Below are 18,535 nucleotides of genomic sequence, written 5' to 3' on the forward strand. Positions count from 1 at the left end.
TTTAACTACCAAATAAATTTCTATATATTTGCTTTCACTCTTGTTTTTACTGTTATATAACTATAAAGGATAACTCCAAATGGCAGTGCACAAAGTGTAAGTACTTTGCATGGTGACTCTTTTATAAATCTTATGTTTTTTGCTATAAAGCTACTTGATACATAATGTACAGCTTGCCTATATTTAAATAACCTATTTGTAAATGGTAGCTTCATCAGTTCCTTACGATAAAAAGCAAAACCTTTTGGATTCTGACGATACTGATTTAACATATTCATCGAAGAACCATCAGGCATATATTCAACATAGCAAAGAGCTTCATTCATCAGTAACATCTCATATTTCTGATCCAACATATAATATTTATATGCCAAACCTACATACTTCTCATTTTTAAAAATCGGATATGGATACTTCTTTGTTAGTTCTGTACGATATACTAATTTCTTATCTCCAGTTACACCATGTTTATTGTAGAGATTAAAAAGTGTAGAACGGTTAAGATGTAATGGTAACTTTGAACCAATTACCTTCTCATCTTTATATAAATCAAGAGCAATTATCCCACTTACCTGTTCATTTCCATTTTCATTCCAAAAATTAATGATTTTCTCTACGGCATCACTGGGCATTGAATCATCTGAATCAATACATACATTGAGTTCTGTATCAATCATTTCATAAGCCGTATTATGAGCACCATGCATCCCTTGATTTGGTTGCCAATAATACCGTATGTCTATGTAATCTTCAGAAACCCAAGAATGCACTAACTCTTTTGTATTATCATCAGATCCATCATCTATAATAAGCCATATAAAATCTTTACACGTTTGCTGCTTCAAGCTTTCATAACACCCCTGAAGACAATACGCTCTATTATATGTAGGGGTAAAAACCGTTAGTTTTTTCAAATTTATCACCTCGATACTGCTACATAAAATTTTTGAGTGAATCCAGTAATATTTTTTATATCGTATCCTTTTTCAGCTAACGTAAATTGTGCAATGCCCCTCGATATCTTCCTATCCGCTATACTTTGTAATTTCCCTGTCCACTCTCTTACATCTAACAAAGAGCACTGTTCAACTAAATTCAAACCCAGATCTACATCTTGCGTAATAGTGTCTGATATAATACATGGTAAACCCGCCCCTTGCGCTTCAATAAGGGTAACGGGTAACCCTTCATAAATAGACGGAAAAATAAACATATCAAATGCCTGCAACAAGCGATTGATATCATCTCGTATCCCCAAGAATTTGACTCGACCTTTTATATTCAGTTTTTCTACTTTCTTCTCAATCTCTGATCGAAGAGGACCATCTCCCACTAACAAAAGAATAGATTTCGGTCGAGTTTCTATTAATCGAACAAAAATATCTATTAGAAAAGTATGATTTTTAGGATACGCAAATCTTCCTACATGTCCAATTACAAAAGCATCCTTATGAAGTTTCAGTTCTTTTCTTACTTGTTCTCTAATTTCTGAAGAAAATGCAAACTTATCACATTCAATTCCATTCTTTAAAATTTCAGTTGTACTTACCCTATCAGCAAACAACCATTTTGCCGCTGTAATTGAACATGCTAAAAAATGTGTTGCACATGGCACAATAAATGCTCCTGCATACCATTTATATATCTTCGCTATAGTTCCGCCTTCACTACTTGTACTATGGCTATGTGAAATCCTAACCGGTATTCCCGCCTTCTTAGCAGAACGAAGTACAAATCCACTCATTTTATCCATGTGTGAATGTACAATTCTATATTCTTGATGAGAGGTGAAAAAATTATCCAGTGCTTTTATATATCCTCTATGTCCAACGTTTGTGATATATGGAATTCTATGAATTTCCCCGCCTAACTTTACTATTTCTTCATCAAACACTCCTTCTTTACATGTTAAAAAATCAAATTGAACTTTGGAACGATCTATATTGCGATATAAATTCATAATTAAAGTTTCCGCTCCGCCTCTATTCATATTTACGACTACATGTAATACTCTTAATGGAGTGCCCAATTTAAATCCTCCATTTCACCCATAAATGTTGTATAGATTTCTTGTTTCTCCTTTAACACTTCATTTACTGAATATTGATTTTTAATACTAGTACATCCATACTGCCCCATCTGAGCTAATACTTTAGGATTTATAGAAATACCCTTTATCCTGTCAGCCATTGCTTTTATATCATCACGATCTACAATCCAACCATTTTTATTATTAATAATCAATTCCCTATGTCCCCGGTTATCAGTAGCTACAACCGGAAGTCCACAAGCCATGGCTTCCATAATATTAACTGGCAAACCTTCCCTGTAACTAGATGCAACTGCAAGATCAGACATCTGTAGTAAGGAAGCTATATCATTTCTGTAACCGAGAAAATGAACCATGTTAGTCACTCCTAGTTGAGTAGCTATTTTTTTACACTCTTCCATTAACGGTCCTTCGCCAGCAAGCAAAAGCTTCGCATGTGGCATTTCATTTTTTAATTGTGCTAATACATGGATTAAAAAGTTTTGATTTTTATTCTTATTAAATTCAGCAGCATAAAACATTAAAAAATCTTGTGATTTATAGCCACATTGTAGCTTTAATTCTCGTTTCTCAATTTCAGTTACAGGAGTAAACCGTTGTACATCTATTCCTACACCGTGAACTAGCTTAATATCTCTCACTGGAAAGCGATGTTTAACTACTAAATCATAATCTTCTTGGTTAATTGTTATTAGACAATCCGTATGAGAAGCTAGAATTCTTTCAATTGGATAATAAAGCAACCAATTCATATACGGTGATCCTTTACAAAAGTGAAATCCATGTGCTGTATATACGACTTTCGTTCCTTGCCGCCTGGCTTTCTGAGCAGCTAAACGAGCAATTACTCCTCCCATAGGCGTATGACAATGAATGATATGATATTTATTTTGATCAATAATTGATTTTAGTTTTTTATATGCGTGGAGGTTTTGTATACTAAGAGGTGACCTTTGAATAGGAATATTATATTTTCGAGTTACGTACGGAAGATGTATATTCCCACTCGCTGCAACATGTACTTCCCATCCTTGTTCTGAAAACCATTTCAAATACGGTAAATGAAAAGCCTTAAAATGATAATCTACAGTTGCACAAAACAGAACTTTTTTAGACACCATCCCACGCACCCGTCTTATATAAATTTTTTCTATTAACCTGATACAGGTATTAACAGTTTTAAAGTTTTACGCTGATTTACTAACTTTAACAATCGTTTTCTTAATTCTACTTCGTTTAAATCTGTATAACTTGAAATAAACTCTTCAATTTCTTCTATACGAACATTCATTTCTTGTCCTACGTAAATCCTCGGATGAATTTGCTTTTCATTCATTTCATCTTCTTTTAGTAATTCTTCAAAAAGTTTCTCCCCCGGGCGTATACCAGTAAATTCTATTCCTATTTCATCCACAGAATTTCCTGATAATCGAATAAGATTTTTGGCAAGGTCGACTATTTTCACTGGTTCTCCCATATCCAATACAAAAATCTCTCCACCTTTAGCTAAAGCACCAGCTTGCACTACGAGTCTTGATGCTTCCGGGATTGTCATAAAATACCGAACCATATCAGGATGAGTAACTGTAACTGGTCCACCATTTTGAATTTGCTTCTTAAATAAAGGTATAACACTCCCTCTACTTCCTAAGACATTCCCAAAGCGTACAGTAACAAACTTTGTATGACTTATTTTATCTTTATGTTGAATTACCATCTCAGCTAATTTCTTTGTTGCTCCCATAACACTCGTCGGGTTCACAGCTTTATCAGAGGAAATCATAACAAACGTTCCTACTCCATGTGCTCTCGCTGCCTCTGATACATTCATAGTTCCAATCAAATTATTTTTAACAGCCTCTTCAGGATTATTCTCCATTAGTGGTACATGTTTATGTGCAGCTGCATGATATACAACATTCGGAAGATGTTTGCTCATAATTAATTGCATCTTCTTTTCATCTTGTATATCTGCGATTTCAGGAATAAACGTGCCTTTCATATCTCCATATTTTCTGTTTAATTCCATTTCTATAGAATAAATACTGTTCTCCCCATGACCTAGTAAAATCAACTTTTTCGGCCTAAATTTTGCAATTTGTCTACAAATTTCCGAACCAATTGAACCTCCTGCACCAGTAACTAAAATAACCTTGTCAGTTATATAATCTGAAATAATATCCACATCAAGTTCTACAGGATCACGCCCTAATAAATCCTCTACTTGAACATCCCTGAATTCGTTCACCGATACTTTACCCGTTACTAAGTCTTCTAACATCGGAAGAATTTGAGTTTTCACTTCTGTTTTTAAACATCTTTTCAAAATAACATTTTGCTCTCTTTTGTTTAATGAGGGGATTGCCAAAATAATTATTTCAATATTCAGTTTTTTAACAGTGTACTCAATTTGATTCATACCACCAATTACTGGAATACCCCAAATATCAAGATTATGTTTTTTTGCATTGTCATCGATAAATGCGACTGGCATTAATTCAGCGGCACTATTCTTCAACAACTGCCTTGCAACCATTGTCCCAGCAGATCCCGCACCAACAATTAACGTTCTTTTTTTATCACCCTTTTTTACATAATAAATATCTCTGTACATTCTCCATATAAAACGTGAACCACCAATTAATAAAATATGAATCATCCAAGTTACAACTAACAGCCGAAAATACATTTTTGGCATGATTAGTTGCTGCACAACTGCTGTAGCAATTATAGAAAATGTAACAACTTTGCATATAATGAGTAATTCTCCTATACTTGCATATTCCCAAGCTTTATTATACAACTTATATATTAAAGCAAATAAATGATGACTGACTAATAGAGTGATAGAGCTAATAATTGATGATAAAGTGATAACACTAAAGCTAGCATTTACAAAGAAATAACTAAAGAAAATAGCACTTAACACAATCATTGAATCCATTAAAAGCAATAACGATATCCTCCGCCGATACGTCATGTAACTTCCTCCTTTAATCAATTCCATACTTAACTCTTTCAAATTTAAAGTTTCTAACTATATTCTCTTTATTAAAAACACATAGTTAGAAACTTTAATAAAATAGGGGCATCTAACCCTCCCTCACATTACACTCTTGATGACTCGCATCTAAGGTTGTTTTCACAACCCACAGCATAATCGAGTGCCTCCGTTGATAGCGGTAAGGAGACATCACCACATCGTATCCCTTTAAAAAATTCTTTATAAAGAACATCCTGATATAAGGATATTAAATTCATTTTTCTAAAGTACATTTATGTTATTTATACTTTTCCATTCAAAATCGCACCTAATATCCTACTTTTCGTAAAACTTAACGCCCTTTTCGTTTCAAGCGCATCTTCATTCACAGTATGATTATAACGGATCACCAATAATACACCTTCACATTTATCAGCCAATACACTCGTATCCGTTACTTCTAGTACAGGAGAAGAATCAAATAATATAATATCGTATCGTTCCAGCGCCTTTTGAATTAACATATCCATTGCATCTGAACTAAGCACTTCAGATGGATTAAATGGTACTGGTCCGCTAGTTAATACATCCAGACTTTCCATCTCTGTTTTTTTCACGGCGCCCTCTAAAGTTGTTTTTCCGTTCAATATATCAATTAATCCAATTGTATTTTCTACTCCAAACATTTCATGAATCGTTGGTGTTCGTAAATTTGCATCTATTACCAATACTTTTTCACCTTTTTGTGCTATTGAGACTGCTAAATTAACTGTAATCGTTGATTTTCCTTCACCATACCTCGGAGAAGTTATAACTATAGTTCTGCTTTTATGAATAGATGAAGATAATTGAAGGTTTGTTCGAAGCGAACGATACTGCTCCGAAATTTTCGATCTTGGAGCGGTATGTACAATTATACTTTCTCCTTTAACTTTATTTGTTTTTCGTCTATTTTTGTAAGCCACTCCGTTCCCTCCCCCAATAATACCGTATTTTTTTTACTGAATTTGTCTTTCACATTTTTTCTATTCATTTTAGATATTCCGCCCAAAACAGGGACATCTAACAATTGTTCAATTCGCCGTTCCGATTTGATTCTCTCATCAAGTGAATCCAATAAAAAAATGAATCCAATACTGAGCACCATACCTATAGCGAATGCAATTAGTATCGTCTTAAGGTGATTTATATTTATAGGCATAGAATGTTTTTGAACTGGGTCTTCTGGTAATATACTCACATTATTAAAATTCAGTATATTCGCTACTTCTTTCTTATAAACAGTGGCTGTAGTATTTGCAATTTTATGAGCAAGCACAGGATCTATATCCACTACATTTATTCTCATAATCTGGGACCCTTGCACACTTTCTGTACTTATTTGTCCACTTAATGCACCTGCAGATCTGTTAATATTCAATTCAGCAGCCACTTTTTCTAATATTACAGGCTCATTTACCATCGCTTTCAATGTATTCATCGTTTCAGCATTAGCTTGAACAATAACTCTTGCTGAAGAGGCATATAATGGTGTTTTTACATATATAGTATACATCGCTCCTGCTACTGTTGTGAGAGTTGTAAATAATAGAATGATCCAAATTCTTTTCCGTATAATAGTAAATAGATTTTTCAAATTTATTTCCTTATCCATAACTTCCCTCCTCATTTAAAACCAATGAGCTTCAACTTGAAATTGACATCGAAAGCTTAAGAAAAAAAACAATATTTTCATTCTTTTTAATATACAAACATTTCTAGTTAATGCCATTTTAGTTCTTTATACAGAACGAGTCAACACAAATTATTTTCACTAAATTACTTCCTGATGACACTAAAAAAAATGCGACAATATTCGTGTTTTTTCACTGTAGATAAATGACGAAAAAGCCCTAATACCGTAGTATTAGGGCTTTTTTCTCTCTTAGTATAGAGACATATATTGGTCGCGTTCCCATTGGTGAACTTGCGTGCGGAAAATATCCCACTCAATTTCTTTTGCTTCAATGAAGTGCTCAAGTAAATGATCACCTAATGCGCCACATACGATTTCATTAGATTGTAAAGTAACTAACGCTTGCGCTAATGTTGCTGGTAAGTCAACGATACCTGCTTCTTCACGCTCTTCTTTTGTCATTACGTAGATGTTACGGTCTACTGCAGCTGGCGGAGTTAATTTGTTTTTAATTCCATCAAGACCTGCTGCTAATAATGTAGCCATTACTAAATACGGGTTTGCAGCTGGATCAACACTACGTACTTCTACGCGTGTACTGATACCGCGAGATGCAGGGATACGTACTAATGGGCTACGGTTTTGTGCAGACCATGCTACGTAACAAGGTGCTTCATATCCAGGTACTAAACGCTTGTAAGAGTTTACAGTTGGGTTTGCTACCGCTGTAAATGCTGGTGCGTGTTTTAAAATACCTGCGATGAAGTGACGAGCATCATCACTTAATTGTAAATCACCGTTTTGATCGAAGAATACGTTCTCACCATTTTTAAATAGTGATAAGTTACAGTGCATACCTGAACCGTTCACACCGTATAATGGTTTCGGCATAAATGTTGCGTGTAAACCATGTTTACGAGCAATCGTTCTTACAACAAGCTTGAATGTTTGAATGTCATCACATGAGCGAATTGCATTTGCATATTTAAAGTCAATTTCATGTTGACCTGGCGCAACCTCATGGTGAGATGCTTCAATTTCAAAGCCCATTTCTTCAAGTTCAAGAACGATATCACGACGACAGTTTTCCCCTAGATCCATCGGCGCAAGGTCGAAGTATCCACCGTTATCGTTTAATTCTAATGTTGGATTTCCTTTTTCATCAACTTTAAATAGGAAGAATTCTGGCTCTGGTCCAAGATTGAAATCTGAGAATCCTAATGCTTCCATTTCTTTTAACACACGCTTTAAGTTGTTACGTGGGTCGCCATCAAACGGAGTACCATCAGCATTGTAAATATCACAGATTAAACGAGCTACTTTACCTTTTTCAGCTGTCCAAGGGAAAATTACCCAAGTATCTAAATCCGGATATAAATACATATCAGATTCTTCAATACGTACGAAACCTTCAATAGAAGATCCATCAAACATCATTTTGTTATCAAGAGCTTTTGTTAATTGGCTCACTGGAATTTCTACGTTTTTAATTACCCCTAAAAGGTCCGTAAATTGCAGACGGATATACTTTACATTCTCTTCTTTCGCCAAACGGAAAATATCTTCTTTTGTGTACCTAGCCATTATAAATTCCTCCTTAGTCCCTCTAAACACCTTCAGAATCAGTTATCTTTAGTGAAAAAACCTTGAAATGTCACCTTGTCGCAATGAGGTCCGATTAAATCTACCTGTATGTTGTAGTTCATCTCGAAGAATTTTGCGAAGCTCGGATTTTGAAATTTCTTTCGTTTCTTCTTTTACTTTCACTGCTTCTGTTTGATTTTCTTTCATTTGCAATACTTGTTTAATTCCGGCCATATTTAAGCCTTGATCTAACAAATCTTTAATTTCCAACAATTTATCTACATCGTTAAATGAAAATAATCTACGATTCCCTTTTGTACGGGTTGGAAAAATAAGATTATGCTCTTCATAGTAGCGAATTTGACGTGCAGATAATTGTGTTAAATCCATTACAATACCAATTGGAAACAGCGGAGCAGAACGTCTATCTTCTTTCATTGTTTCAGTTCCTCCTTCGCCTTAACTGTTTCTCATTTTATACCATGTTATGTTTAGTGTCAATAGATGTTAGCTTTTCTTACATGATTTTTTGTGGATTTTTTCATTTTTTTTCTAATGGCACAAATCATTACTTTCACACGAAAAAAGCTGCCGAAATCGACAGCTTTCCTTTAAGAAATTGTTAATAGTTTTTTTTCAATTAACGCATCAATCGCAGAACAAATCGCAATCTTTACATGAGAATAAGTTAACCCACCTTGCACGTAAGCAACATAAGGCGGACGAATCGGACCATCAGCCGACAGCTCAATACTTGCACCTTGAATAAACGTCCCCGCAGCCATAATTACATCATCTTCATAACCCGGCATATAGTTTGCATATGGAGTGAAATGAGAATTAATTGGAGATGCATATTGAATCGCTTGACAGAACGCAATCATACGATCTTTATCATCAAATTGAACAGACTGAATTAAATCTGTTCTTGGTGCATTCCAAGCTGGTGATGTATTCATCCCTAACTTTTCTAAAAATGCAGCTGTAAAAATCGCACCTTTTAGCGCTTGTCCCGCTACATGCGGCGCCAAGAAGAAACCTTGATACATTTCTTGCAAACTGTATAAAGATGCCCCTGCTTCCGCACCGATTCCTGGAGATGTTAGACGATATGCACATGCTTCAACATACTGCTCTTTACCAACAATGTAACCACCAGTTTTAACAATTCCACCGCCAGGATTCTTAATAAGAGAGCCTGCCATTAAGTCCGCACCAACATGACATGGCTCTTCTTCTTCAATAAATTCGCCATAGCAGTTATCTACAAATACAACAACATCAGGTTTAATCTCTTTCACAAACGCAATCATCTCTTTAATTTGTGAAACAGTAAACGACGGACGAGTAGCATATCCTTTTGAACGCTGAATACCAATCATCTTCGTATTACTATGGATCGCAGCTGCAACAGCTTCAAAGTCTACAAATCCCTCTTCAGTTAACGGAACTGCGTTATAGCCAATATTATATTCTTTAAATGAACCTACACCTTTTCCGCGTACACCAACGATTTCTTCTAACGTATCATATGGTTTTCCTGTTATGTATAGCAGTTCATCTCCTGGACGTAAAATACCGAATAGAGCTGTCGAAATTGCGTGAGTACCTGAAATAATTTGTGGACGAACAAGACCCGCTTCTGCCCCAAATACATCAGCATACACTTTTTCTAACGTGTCACGACCAATATCATCATAACCATAACCTGTCGTCGGAATAAAATGCGAATCGCTAATTTTGTGTTTACGAAAACTTTCTAATACACGAAATTGGTTACTCTCAATCACTTCATCCACATGTTTATGTACTTCTGTAATTTGACTTTCTACTTCTTTTACAATTGGAGCAATTTTTTCTCCATTTTTCAAACGATCAAACATTATTTTCTCCTTCTTCCACTAAAAATCTCTTTAATTGCCCCTTAAGCGATGAATGAGCAAATATATACCCTGTACAATCATATACAAATTTATCTTCTAGAAACTCCATTTTAGTTAATATTGTTTCTGTCTTTAAAAGCGTTAATAACCTACCTTCACTCGGAGGGATTTCCACTTGATAATCATTCATTTCTTCCTTCATCTTCGTTTCTAGCGCTTCTTTTATACGCAATAAATCACTTTCTTCAAAAGCACTAGTCATTAAGAAATCACTTTTCGGAAATGGAATGAAGTTTTGATGCAATTTATCTTTTTTATTATATAACGTAATAATAGGAATATGATTAATTTCAAGGTCCGACAATAATTGTTTTACTGTCTGCTCATGCCCTACATAATTAGGATCTGCAGAATCAACAACATGTAAAATAACATCCGCTTCCCCAGCTTCTTCTAACGTAGATCGAAAAGCAGCAATTAGTGACGTAGGTAAATCTTGTATAAAACCAACCGTATCAGTCAAAAGCACTGTATAACCAGAAGGTAACGGCATCTTTCTTGTCGTCGGATCTAGCGTTGCAAACAATAAGTTTTCTTCAAACGTATCAGCTTCCGTTAATCTATTAAACAACGTAGATTTCCCTGCATTTGTATACCCAATTAACGCAACTTGAAACACTTTATTATCTTTTCTTCTCTCACGATATCTCTTTCGATGCTCCACAACAACCGCAAGTTGTCTCTTTATTTCATCAATACGAGATCGAATATGACGACGATCTGTCTCAAGCTTCGTCTCTCCTGGTCCCTTTGTACCAATTCCACCACCAAGACGTGATAAAGCAAGACCTTGTCCCATAAGGCGCGGCATTGTATATTGCAATTGAGCTAATTCTACTTGAAGCTTACCCTCTCTCGATTTCGCACGTTGCGCAAAAATATCTAGTATTAACTGCGTTCGGTCAATCACTCTCGCATCTAATACTGAAGATAAATTCCGAATTTGACTTGGTGTTAACTCATTATTAAAAACAATAACAGCTGGTTCTAATTCTTCCGTCAACGCTGCAAGCTCTTCTAGTTTACCTTTTCCTATATAAGTCGCCGGATGAAACTTCGGGCGCTTTTGCGTCGTTGATACTAACACTTCCGCTCGCGCAGTTTTCGCTAGCGATGCAAGCTCTTTCATGGAATGCATAAATTTTTCATCATCATCTTGTGGCAATTGACAGCCAACTAATATGATTTTTTCTGTTTCTTCCATCAAATATGTTCACTCATCCTTTTCGAAATTTAAACCTTCTAATATAATAGCAGAGGAAGCACATTTCATCTAGTTAGCGGGGGAGAAAATTCATGGCATGGGAGATTTTTAGCATCATAGGCACAATCGCTTTCGCACTAAGCGGAGCCATTGTTGCAATGGAAGAGGATTATGATATTTTCGGGGTATATATTTTAGGAATGGCAACCGCATTTGGGGGAGGTGCCCTTCGTAATTTATTAATCGGTTATCCAATCGTCGCGTTTTGGCAACAAGACATGTTATTCCAAATCGCACTATTATCAATGACGATCATTTTTCTTTTTCCTAATAAATTAATTAAGCATTGGAAAAAGTGGGAAAACATCACAGATGCCATCGGCTTATCAGCGTTCGCCGTACAAGGAGCTCTATACGCCCAAAAATTAAATTTACCAATTAGCGCTACAATTGTAGCTGCTGTTTTAACTGGCATTGGCGGCGGTATTATTCGTGATCTTTTAGCACGTAGAAAACCTCTCGTCCTTCGAGCTGATGTATATGCGTTTTGGACGATTTTAGCCGGTTTTTTGATTGGCGCTAAAGTCATCGTTAGCGATTGGGCTCTATACACCTTATTCATTTTAATTGTTTGCTTCCGCATGGTTTCTATTCATTACAAATGGCATTTACCGCATAGACGCATCGATACAAAGGAGCGCTCAATGCATAAATAGCAATCTAACCTCTTTACATATCGTAAAGAGGTTTTTCTTTTCTAACGAGTTTTTCTTTACATAATGTTTATACTAATTTTTAAAGCGAGGTGAATGCAAATGACAAACCATGTTAATAAAGGAGCTCAAAAAAGCTCAGTAAACCAATTTGGACATGATCCAAATTCAGCGCACGAAAAGAGCGCTAAAATGGAACGTCTTCATAAAACTCACCAAGAAAAAGCAAAAAAAGAGTAAACGAACTTATGCATAAAAACAGACGCACAGTTTACGTACTGTGCGTCTCCTCTTCAAGCATTAAATCCATACTTGATATCCCAATTAAATCATATTTATCATACGTATCCTCTTGTAACAATCGCATAGCTTGTGTACGAATCGATTTTTCAACAATATTCCGTACGTATCGCCCATTACTAAACGATGTAATTTGCGACGAATACTTTACCGCATGTAAATGATCTCGAAATTTCCACTCCGCTTCTTTAGATAACTGATATTCACGCTCCTCATACATTCTCTTTCCAATTTCCAACAGCTGATTTACCGAGTAATCCGCAAATTCAATAATAAATGGAAAACGAGATTGTAACCCTGGATTTAATGAAAGAAAATGATTCATCTCTCTTGAATATCCAGCTAAAATTAATACAAAACCGTGCTGCTTATCTTCCATATGCTTCACAAGTGTATCAATAGCTTCCTTCCCAAAATCCTTCTCTCCCCCCCGCGCTAAAGAATACGCCTCATCAATAAACAAAATACCTCCCATGGCCTTTTTTATTAAATCTCTCGTCTTTTGCGCTGTATGACCGATATACTCCCCCACAAGATCAGCACGTTCTGCTTCAACTAAATGCCCCTTCGATAAAATATTCATCTCAAACAACAATTTCCCTATCATTCTAGCAACGGTTGTCTTCCCAGTACCGGGATTCCCCCTAAATAACATGTGAAGCACTTGCTTCTCAGATTTCAACCCCATCTCTTGCCTTTTTTTATTTACATAAATCCAAGCATAAATTTCTTTTATTATCTTTTTTATTTCATCCATCCCAACAAGCTTTCCCATCTCTTCTTCAATTCTCTGCAACATCTCATGTTTAGTAGTGGTTTCACTTGAAATTACCGTTTTATTTTCTGATGCCGGTAACGAAATTTTCTTTCGATGGTTTAATACAATATTAATTTGATTGTTATTTTTCTTACGCATCGATTGCTCCATACAATCACCTCATTTTATCCACTCACCAAATATTATTATTCCAGTCCCTCTTGCAAATGCCTATTTTCAGAAAAGTTTGCTATAATATAAGAAATAATCAAGGTGGTGGGACTATGGAAACAACGGAATTCCATGATACAATACAAGCCTTTTCTATTTTTTTATTGAATAAAGGCCGAAAGTCTTCAACCATTAAACGTTATGTTTATGACATTGAAGATTTTGGACATTGGTTAGAAAAAAACAAAAAGCTCCCTTCCAGTAATATATGGGCAACACTTTGTACAAAAGACTATGAAGATTACTTTTCAGACTTAAAAAAGAATCGACACTACTCTGAGAAAACAATGCATCGTGTATTTATTGTATTAAATAGAATGCATCATTTTCTTAACATTCCAAATCCATTGAATGATATGGAAATTACTATTCAACCAAACCGTGCATTGCGTAATGAAGATTTCATTTCATCCGATGAAGAAAAAAGATTAAAGCATATAGTCACTTCATTAGAAGGACTTTCAGAAAAACAACGTCCCGTTCGTCCATTATTAATGGATCGTAATATCGCCATTTTAAGTATATTAATCGACTACGGACTATCCTTACAAGAGCTTACAGCATTAACTATGCATCACGTTCATTTTGAAACTAATACACTTTCTATTCCAGCAACCGCAGGAGTAGAAAGAACAATCACATTAGCAATCGAAGACAAAAAACAACTGTACACATATTATAAAAGTATTCCAGAACCAGTTCGTCCTAAATACCATAGTAATGACCCGTTGTTTGTTGCATTCGATTTTAACCGCGGAACATACAGATGGGTATACGAAAACGATGCACCAAAAGCACTAACAGAAATCGCTATCCAAAAAATGATCCGACTTGAAGTAGCAAGAGCCAATTTACGTAAAGGCATTTCTGGACAACATTTCCGGAACACGTTTATTTTACGCCTAATAAAAAAACAAACCCCAGAGCCAGAAATCATAAAATTAGTTGGCTTCAAATCAAAAATTTCACTAAAGCGATATTATCAATATGCTGAAAATAAAAAAAACGCCCTATAATAAGGCGTTTTTTTTATTTTTTCTCGAAAGAATCCATTTCACTATGACCATTTAACTACTCTCTGCATCTACTATGATGAGTTTCGTTCACATTCTTATTAGAAAGGAGAGATTTAATGTCTCGCTTTAACGACAATCAAAATAAATACTCCAATCCATGCTTTCCAACTAGCGCTGGACGAATTCCAACTACCCCAACGATTCCAATTACTAAAGCGCAAATTAGAACATTCCGTGCAATCATTAACGATTTAATAAAAATAATCCCTAAACTTTTCGCCAATCCATCTCCCAAAAACATTGAGAATCTAATAGATACATTGCACCTACTAAGCAAATTCATCTGTTCACTAGACACTACTTCCGCTCTGAAAGCACAAGGATTAGCCATCATTAAAAACTTAATAACTATATTAAAAAATCCAACCTTCGTAGCAAGTGCTGTATTTGTTGAACTTCAAATTTTAATTAATTATTTACTTTACATTACAAAGTTATTCCGAATTGATCCTTGTACACTCCAAGAACTCCTTAAATTAATTGCAGAGTTACAAACTACTCTAGTTAATTCAGCTTCGTTCGGCAGAGGACCTACTGGACCTACTGGACCTAGAGGTAACACGGGCGCTACTGGTGCGACCGGACCTAGAGGTAACACGGGCGCTACTGGTGCGACCGGACCTAGAGGTAACACAGGTGCTACTGGTTCCACTGGACCTCAAGGTGCTCAAGGTAACACCGGTGCTACTGGACCTCAAGGCGTTCAAGGTAACACAGGTGCTACCGGTTCCACTGGACCTCAAGGCGTTCAAGGTAACACGGGTGCGACTGGACCTCAAGGTGCGCAAGGTAACACGGGTGCTACTGGACCTCAAGGCGTTCAAGGTAACACGGGTGCTACCGGTTCCACTGGACCTCAAGGCGCTCAAGGTAACACAGGTGCGACTGGTTCCACTGGACCTCAAGGTGCGCAAGGTAATACAGGTGCTACTGGACCTCAAGGTACGCAAGGTGCGACTGGTTCCACTGGACCTCAAGGTATTCAAGGTAACACGGGTGCGACTGGACCTCAAGGCGTTCAAGGTAACACAGGTGCTACTGGTTCCACTGGACCTCAAGGTATTCAAGGTAACACGGGTGCTACCGGACCTCAAGGTATTCAAGGTAACACGGGTGCCACTGGACCTCAAGGTGCGCAAGGTAACACGGGTGCTACTGGACCTCAAGGCGTTCAAGGTAACACGGGTGCTACCGGACCTCAAGGCGCTCAAGGTAACACAGGTGCGACTGGTTCCACTGGACCTCAAGGTGCGCAAGGTGCGACTGGTTCCACTGGACCTCAAGGTATTCAAGGTAACACGGGTGCTACCGGACCTCAAGGTATTCAAGGTAACACGGGTGCGACTGGACCTCAAGGCGTTCAAGGTAACACGGGTGCTACTGGTTCCACTGGACCTCAAGGTATTCAAGGTAACACGGGTGCTACCGGACCTCAAGGTATTCAAGGTAACACGGGTGCGACTGGTTCCACTGGACCTCAAGGTATTCAAGGTAACACGGGCGCTACCGGACCTCAAGGTATTCAAGGTAACACGGGTGCGACTGGTTCCACTGGACCTCAAGGTATTCAAGGTAACACAGGTGCTACTGGACCTCAAGGTGCGCAAGGTAACACGGGTGCCACTGGACCTCAAGGCGTTCAAGGTAACACTGGTGCGACTGGTTCCACTGGACCTCAAGGCGTTCAAGGTAACACTGGTGCGACTGGTTCCACTGGACCTCAAGGCGTTCAAGGTAACACTGGTGCGACTGGTTCCACTGGACCTCAAGGCGTTCAAGGTAACACTGGTGCGACTGGTTCCACTGGACCTCAAGGCGTTCAAGGTAACACTGGTGCGACTGGTTCCACTGGACCTCAAGGTATTCAAGGTATTCAAGGTAATACAGGTGCCACTGGACCTCAAGGCGTTCAAGGTAACACTGGTGCTACCGGACCTCAAGGTGCTCAAGGTAACACTGGTGCTACTGGACCTCAAGGCGCTCAAGGTAACACTGGTGCTACTGGACCTCAAGGCGTTCAAGGTAACACGGGTGCTACTGGACCTCAAGGTGCTCAAGGTAACACGGGTGCGACTGGACCTCAAGGTGCGCAAGGTAATACAGGTGCCACTGGATCTCAAGGTGTTCAAGGTAACACTGGTGCTACCGGACCTCAAGGTGTTCAAGGTAACACAGGTGCTACTGGACCTCAAGGTGTCCAAGGTAACACGGGTGCTACCGGACCTCAAGGTGTCCAAGGTAACACGGGTGCTACTGGTTCCACCGGACCTCAAGGTGTTCAAGGTAACACGGGTGCTACCGGACCTCAAGGTGTTCAAGGTAACACGGGTGCTACCGGACCTCAAGGTGTTCAAGGTAACACCGGTGCTACTGGTATAGGAGTTACCGGACCTACTGGACCTTCTGGTGGGCCTCCTGGACCTACCGGACCTCAAGGTGCGCAAGGTAACACGGGTGCTACTGGACCTCAAGGTGTTCAAGGTAACACGGGTGCTACTGGACCTGAAGGTACGCAAGGTAACACAGGTGCTACTGGTTCCACTGGACCTCAAGGTGCTCAAGGTAACACGGGTGCTACCGGACCTCAAGGTGCGCAAGGTAACACCGGTGCTACCGGACCTCAAGGTGTTCAAGGTAACACGGGTGCTACCGGACCTCAAGGTGTTCAAGGTAACACCGGTGCTACTGGTATAGGAGTTACCGGACCTACTGGACCTTCTGGTGGGCCTCCTGGACCTACCGGACCTCAAGGTGCGCAAGGTAACACGGGTGCTACTGGACCTCAAGGTGTTCAAGGTAACACCGGTGCTACCGGACCTCAAGGTGTTCAAGGTAACACGGGTGCTACTGGACCTCAAGGTACGCAAGGTAACACAGGTGCTACTGGTTCCACTGGACCTCAAGGTGCTCAAGGTAACACGGGTGCTACCGGACCTCAAGGTGCGCAAGGTAACACTGGTGCTACTGGACCTCAAGGTACGCAAGGTAACACAGGTGCTACTGGTTCCACTGGACCTCAAGGTGCTCAAGGTAACACGGGTGCTACCGGACCTCAAGGTGCGCAAGGTAACACGGGTGCTACTGGACCTCAAGGCGTTCAAGGTAACACGGGTGCTACTGGACCTCAAGGTGTTCAAGGTAACACGGGTGCTACTGGTATAGGAGTTACCGGACCTACTGGACCTTCTGGTGGGCCTCCTGGACCTACTGGACCTTCTGGACCTCAAGGTATTCAAGGTAACACTGGTGCTACTGGACCTCAAGGTGTTCAAGGTAACACTGGTGCTACCGGACCTCAAGGTGTTCAAGGTAACACGGGCGCTACTGGACCTCAAGGTGCTCAAGGTAACACGGGTGCTACCGGACCTCAAGGTGCTCAAGGTAACACTGGTGCTACTGGACCTCAAGGTGCTCAAGGTAACACGGGTGCTACCGGACCTCAAGGTGCGCAAGGTAACACGGGTGCTACTGGACCTCAAGGTGCTCAAGGTAACACGGGTGCTACCGGACCTCAAGGTGTTCAAGGACCAACGGGTGCTACTGGTATAGGAGTTACCGGACCTACTGGACCTAGCTTCCCAGTAGCAACAATCGTTGTAACAAACAACATCCAACAAACAGTACTCCAATTTAATAACTTTATTTTTAGTACTGCAATTAACGTAAACAATATTATCTTTAACGGCACAAATACAGTTACTGTTATTAACGCTGGTATTTATGTAATTAGCGTATCTATTTCTACAACTGCGCCAGGATGCGCTCCACTTGGAGTAGGAATTTCAATTAATGGAGCAGTTGCTACTGACAACTTCTCTTCAAATCTAATAGGCGACTCACTTTCATTTACTACAATCGAAACATTAGCTGCTGGAGCAAACATTTCTGTCCAATCTACTCTTAACGAGATTACGATCCCTGCAACAGGAAACACTAACATTCGTCTTACTGTATTTAGAATCGCTTAAATTTCACTATTTATTGTTTATGACAAATAAAAAAAAGAGCGAGAAACTCGC

15 protein-coding genes are annotated in these 18,535 nt (G+C 38.6%); 4 read left to right on the plus strand and 11 right to left on the minus strand.

From position 1 onward, the window contains the following. Positions 1 to 20 precede the first annotated feature (20 nt). From NSQ08_RS16785 to hflX, 10 genes are all read right to left on the minus strand, one after another. Positions 21 to 914, minus strand: coding sequence for a glycosyltransferase family 2 protein (locus tag NSQ08_RS16785; RefSeq protein ID WP_012261454.1), 894 nt, complete (start codon positions 912 to 914; stop codon positions 21 to 23). A 5-nt stretch (positions 915 to 919) separates the two neighbouring features. Further along, positions 920 to 2,029, minus strand: a complete 1,110-nt coding sequence (locus tag NSQ08_RS16790) for a glycosyltransferase family 1 protein (protein WP_012261455.1) — start codon at positions 2,027 to 2,029, stop codon at positions 920 to 922. Beyond that, positions 2,014 to 3,171 (minus strand): glycosyltransferase family 4 protein, encoded by a 1,158-nt coding sequence (locus NSQ08_RS16795; protein ID WP_061689934.1) that lies wholly within the window; start codon positions 3,169 to 3,171, stop codon positions 2,014 to 2,016. The genes NSQ08_RS16790 and NSQ08_RS16795 overlap by 16 nt, the downstream gene beginning before the upstream one ends. A 32-nt stretch (positions 3,172 to 3,203) precedes the next feature. Beyond that, a complete protein-coding gene (locus NSQ08_RS16800; protein WP_340777107.1) occupies positions 3,204 to 5,030 on the minus strand; it encodes a polysaccharide biosynthesis protein in 1,827 nt (608 codons plus the stop codon). Positions 5,031 to 5,335: 305 nt separating this feature from the next. Beyond that, positions 5,336 to 5,998: a CpsD/CapB family tyrosine-protein kinase gene (locus tag NSQ08_RS16805; RefSeq protein ID WP_002128609.1), complete on the minus strand. Its 663-nt coding sequence runs from the start codon at positions 5,996 to 5,998 to the stop codon at positions 5,336 to 5,338. After that, positions 5,947 to 6,687 carry a YveK family protein gene (locus NSQ08_RS16810; RefSeq protein WP_012261458.1) on the minus strand — a complete coding sequence of 247 codons (741 nt, stop codon included), beginning with the start codon at positions 6,685 to 6,687 and terminating at the stop codon, positions 5,947 to 5,949. The genes NSQ08_RS16805 and NSQ08_RS16810 overlap by 52 nt, the downstream gene beginning before the upstream one ends. A 270-nt stretch (positions 6,688 to 6,957) precedes the next feature. Further along, positions 6,958 to 8,292, minus strand: coding sequence for a type I glutamate--ammonia ligase (gene glnA / locus NSQ08_RS16815; RefSeq protein WP_002014472.1), 1,335 nt, complete (start codon positions 8,290 to 8,292; stop codon positions 6,958 to 6,960). A 48-nt stretch (positions 8,293 to 8,340) separates the two neighbouring features. Next, on the minus strand, positions 8,341 to 8,730 hold the full coding sequence (glnR, locus tag NSQ08_RS16820) for a transcriptional repressor GlnR (protein WP_002014475.1): 390 nt from the start codon (positions 8,728 to 8,730) through the stop codon (positions 8,341 to 8,343). 173 nt (positions 8,731 to 8,903) lie between these two features. Further along, entirely contained in the window at positions 8,904 to 10,175 is a 1,272-nt protein-coding gene (locus NSQ08_RS16825) for a methionine gamma-lyase family protein (protein ID WP_002142781.1), read from the minus strand. Then, positions 10,168 to 11,439, minus strand: a complete 1,272-nt coding sequence (gene hflX / locus NSQ08_RS16830) for a GTPase HflX (protein ID WP_340780181.1) — start codon at positions 11,437 to 11,439, stop codon at positions 10,168 to 10,170. Before hflX ends, NSQ08_RS16825 begins: the two co-directional genes overlap by 8 nt. A gap of 92 nt (positions 11,440 to 11,531) precedes the next feature. Here hflX and NSQ08_RS16835 point away from each other — a divergent pair, with 92 nt between their 5' ends. Both NSQ08_RS16835 and NSQ08_RS16840 read left to right on the plus strand, forming a co-directional pair. Beyond that, positions 11,532 to 12,155 carry a trimeric intracellular cation channel family protein gene (locus tag NSQ08_RS16835; RefSeq protein WP_002014478.1) on the plus strand — a complete coding sequence of 208 codons (624 nt, stop codon included), beginning with the start codon at positions 11,532 to 11,534 and terminating at the stop codon, positions 12,153 to 12,155. A 99-nt stretch (positions 12,156 to 12,254) separates the two neighbouring features. After that, complete coding sequence (locus tag NSQ08_RS16840; RefSeq protein WP_002087943.1) at positions 12,255 to 12,392, plus strand: hypothetical protein; 138 nt, start codon at positions 12,255 to 12,257, stop codon at positions 12,390 to 12,392. A 31-nt stretch (positions 12,393 to 12,423) separates the two neighbouring features. Here NSQ08_RS16840 and spoVK read toward each other — a convergent pair whose 3' ends face one another. After that, entirely contained in the window at positions 12,424 to 13,380 is a 957-nt protein-coding gene (gene spoVK / locus NSQ08_RS16845; RefSeq protein WP_002014481.1) for a stage V sporulation protein K, read from the minus strand. 113 nt (positions 13,381 to 13,493) lie between these two features. On the opposite strand from spoVK, the gene NSQ08_RS16850 reads away from it, so the two are divergent. Next, positions 13,494 to 14,456 carry a tyrosine-type recombinase/integrase gene (locus NSQ08_RS16850; protein WP_002128613.1) on the plus strand — a complete coding sequence of 321 codons (963 nt, stop codon included), beginning with the start codon at positions 13,494 to 13,496 and terminating at the stop codon, positions 14,454 to 14,456. 116 nt (positions 14,457 to 14,572) lie between these two features. Further along, on the plus strand, positions 14,573 to 18,484 hold the full coding sequence (locus NSQ08_RS16855; RefSeq protein ID WP_340777123.1) for a Gly-Xaa-Xaa repeat protein: 3,912 nt from the start codon (positions 14,573 to 14,575) through the stop codon (positions 18,482 to 18,484). Positions 18,485 to 18,535: the final 51 nt, after the last annotated feature.

This window comes from Bacillus sp. FSL E2-8887 (genome assembly GCF_038007205.1).
GTDB lineage: Bacteria > Bacillota > Bacilli > Bacillales > Bacillaceae_G > Bacillus_A > Bacillus_A mycoides.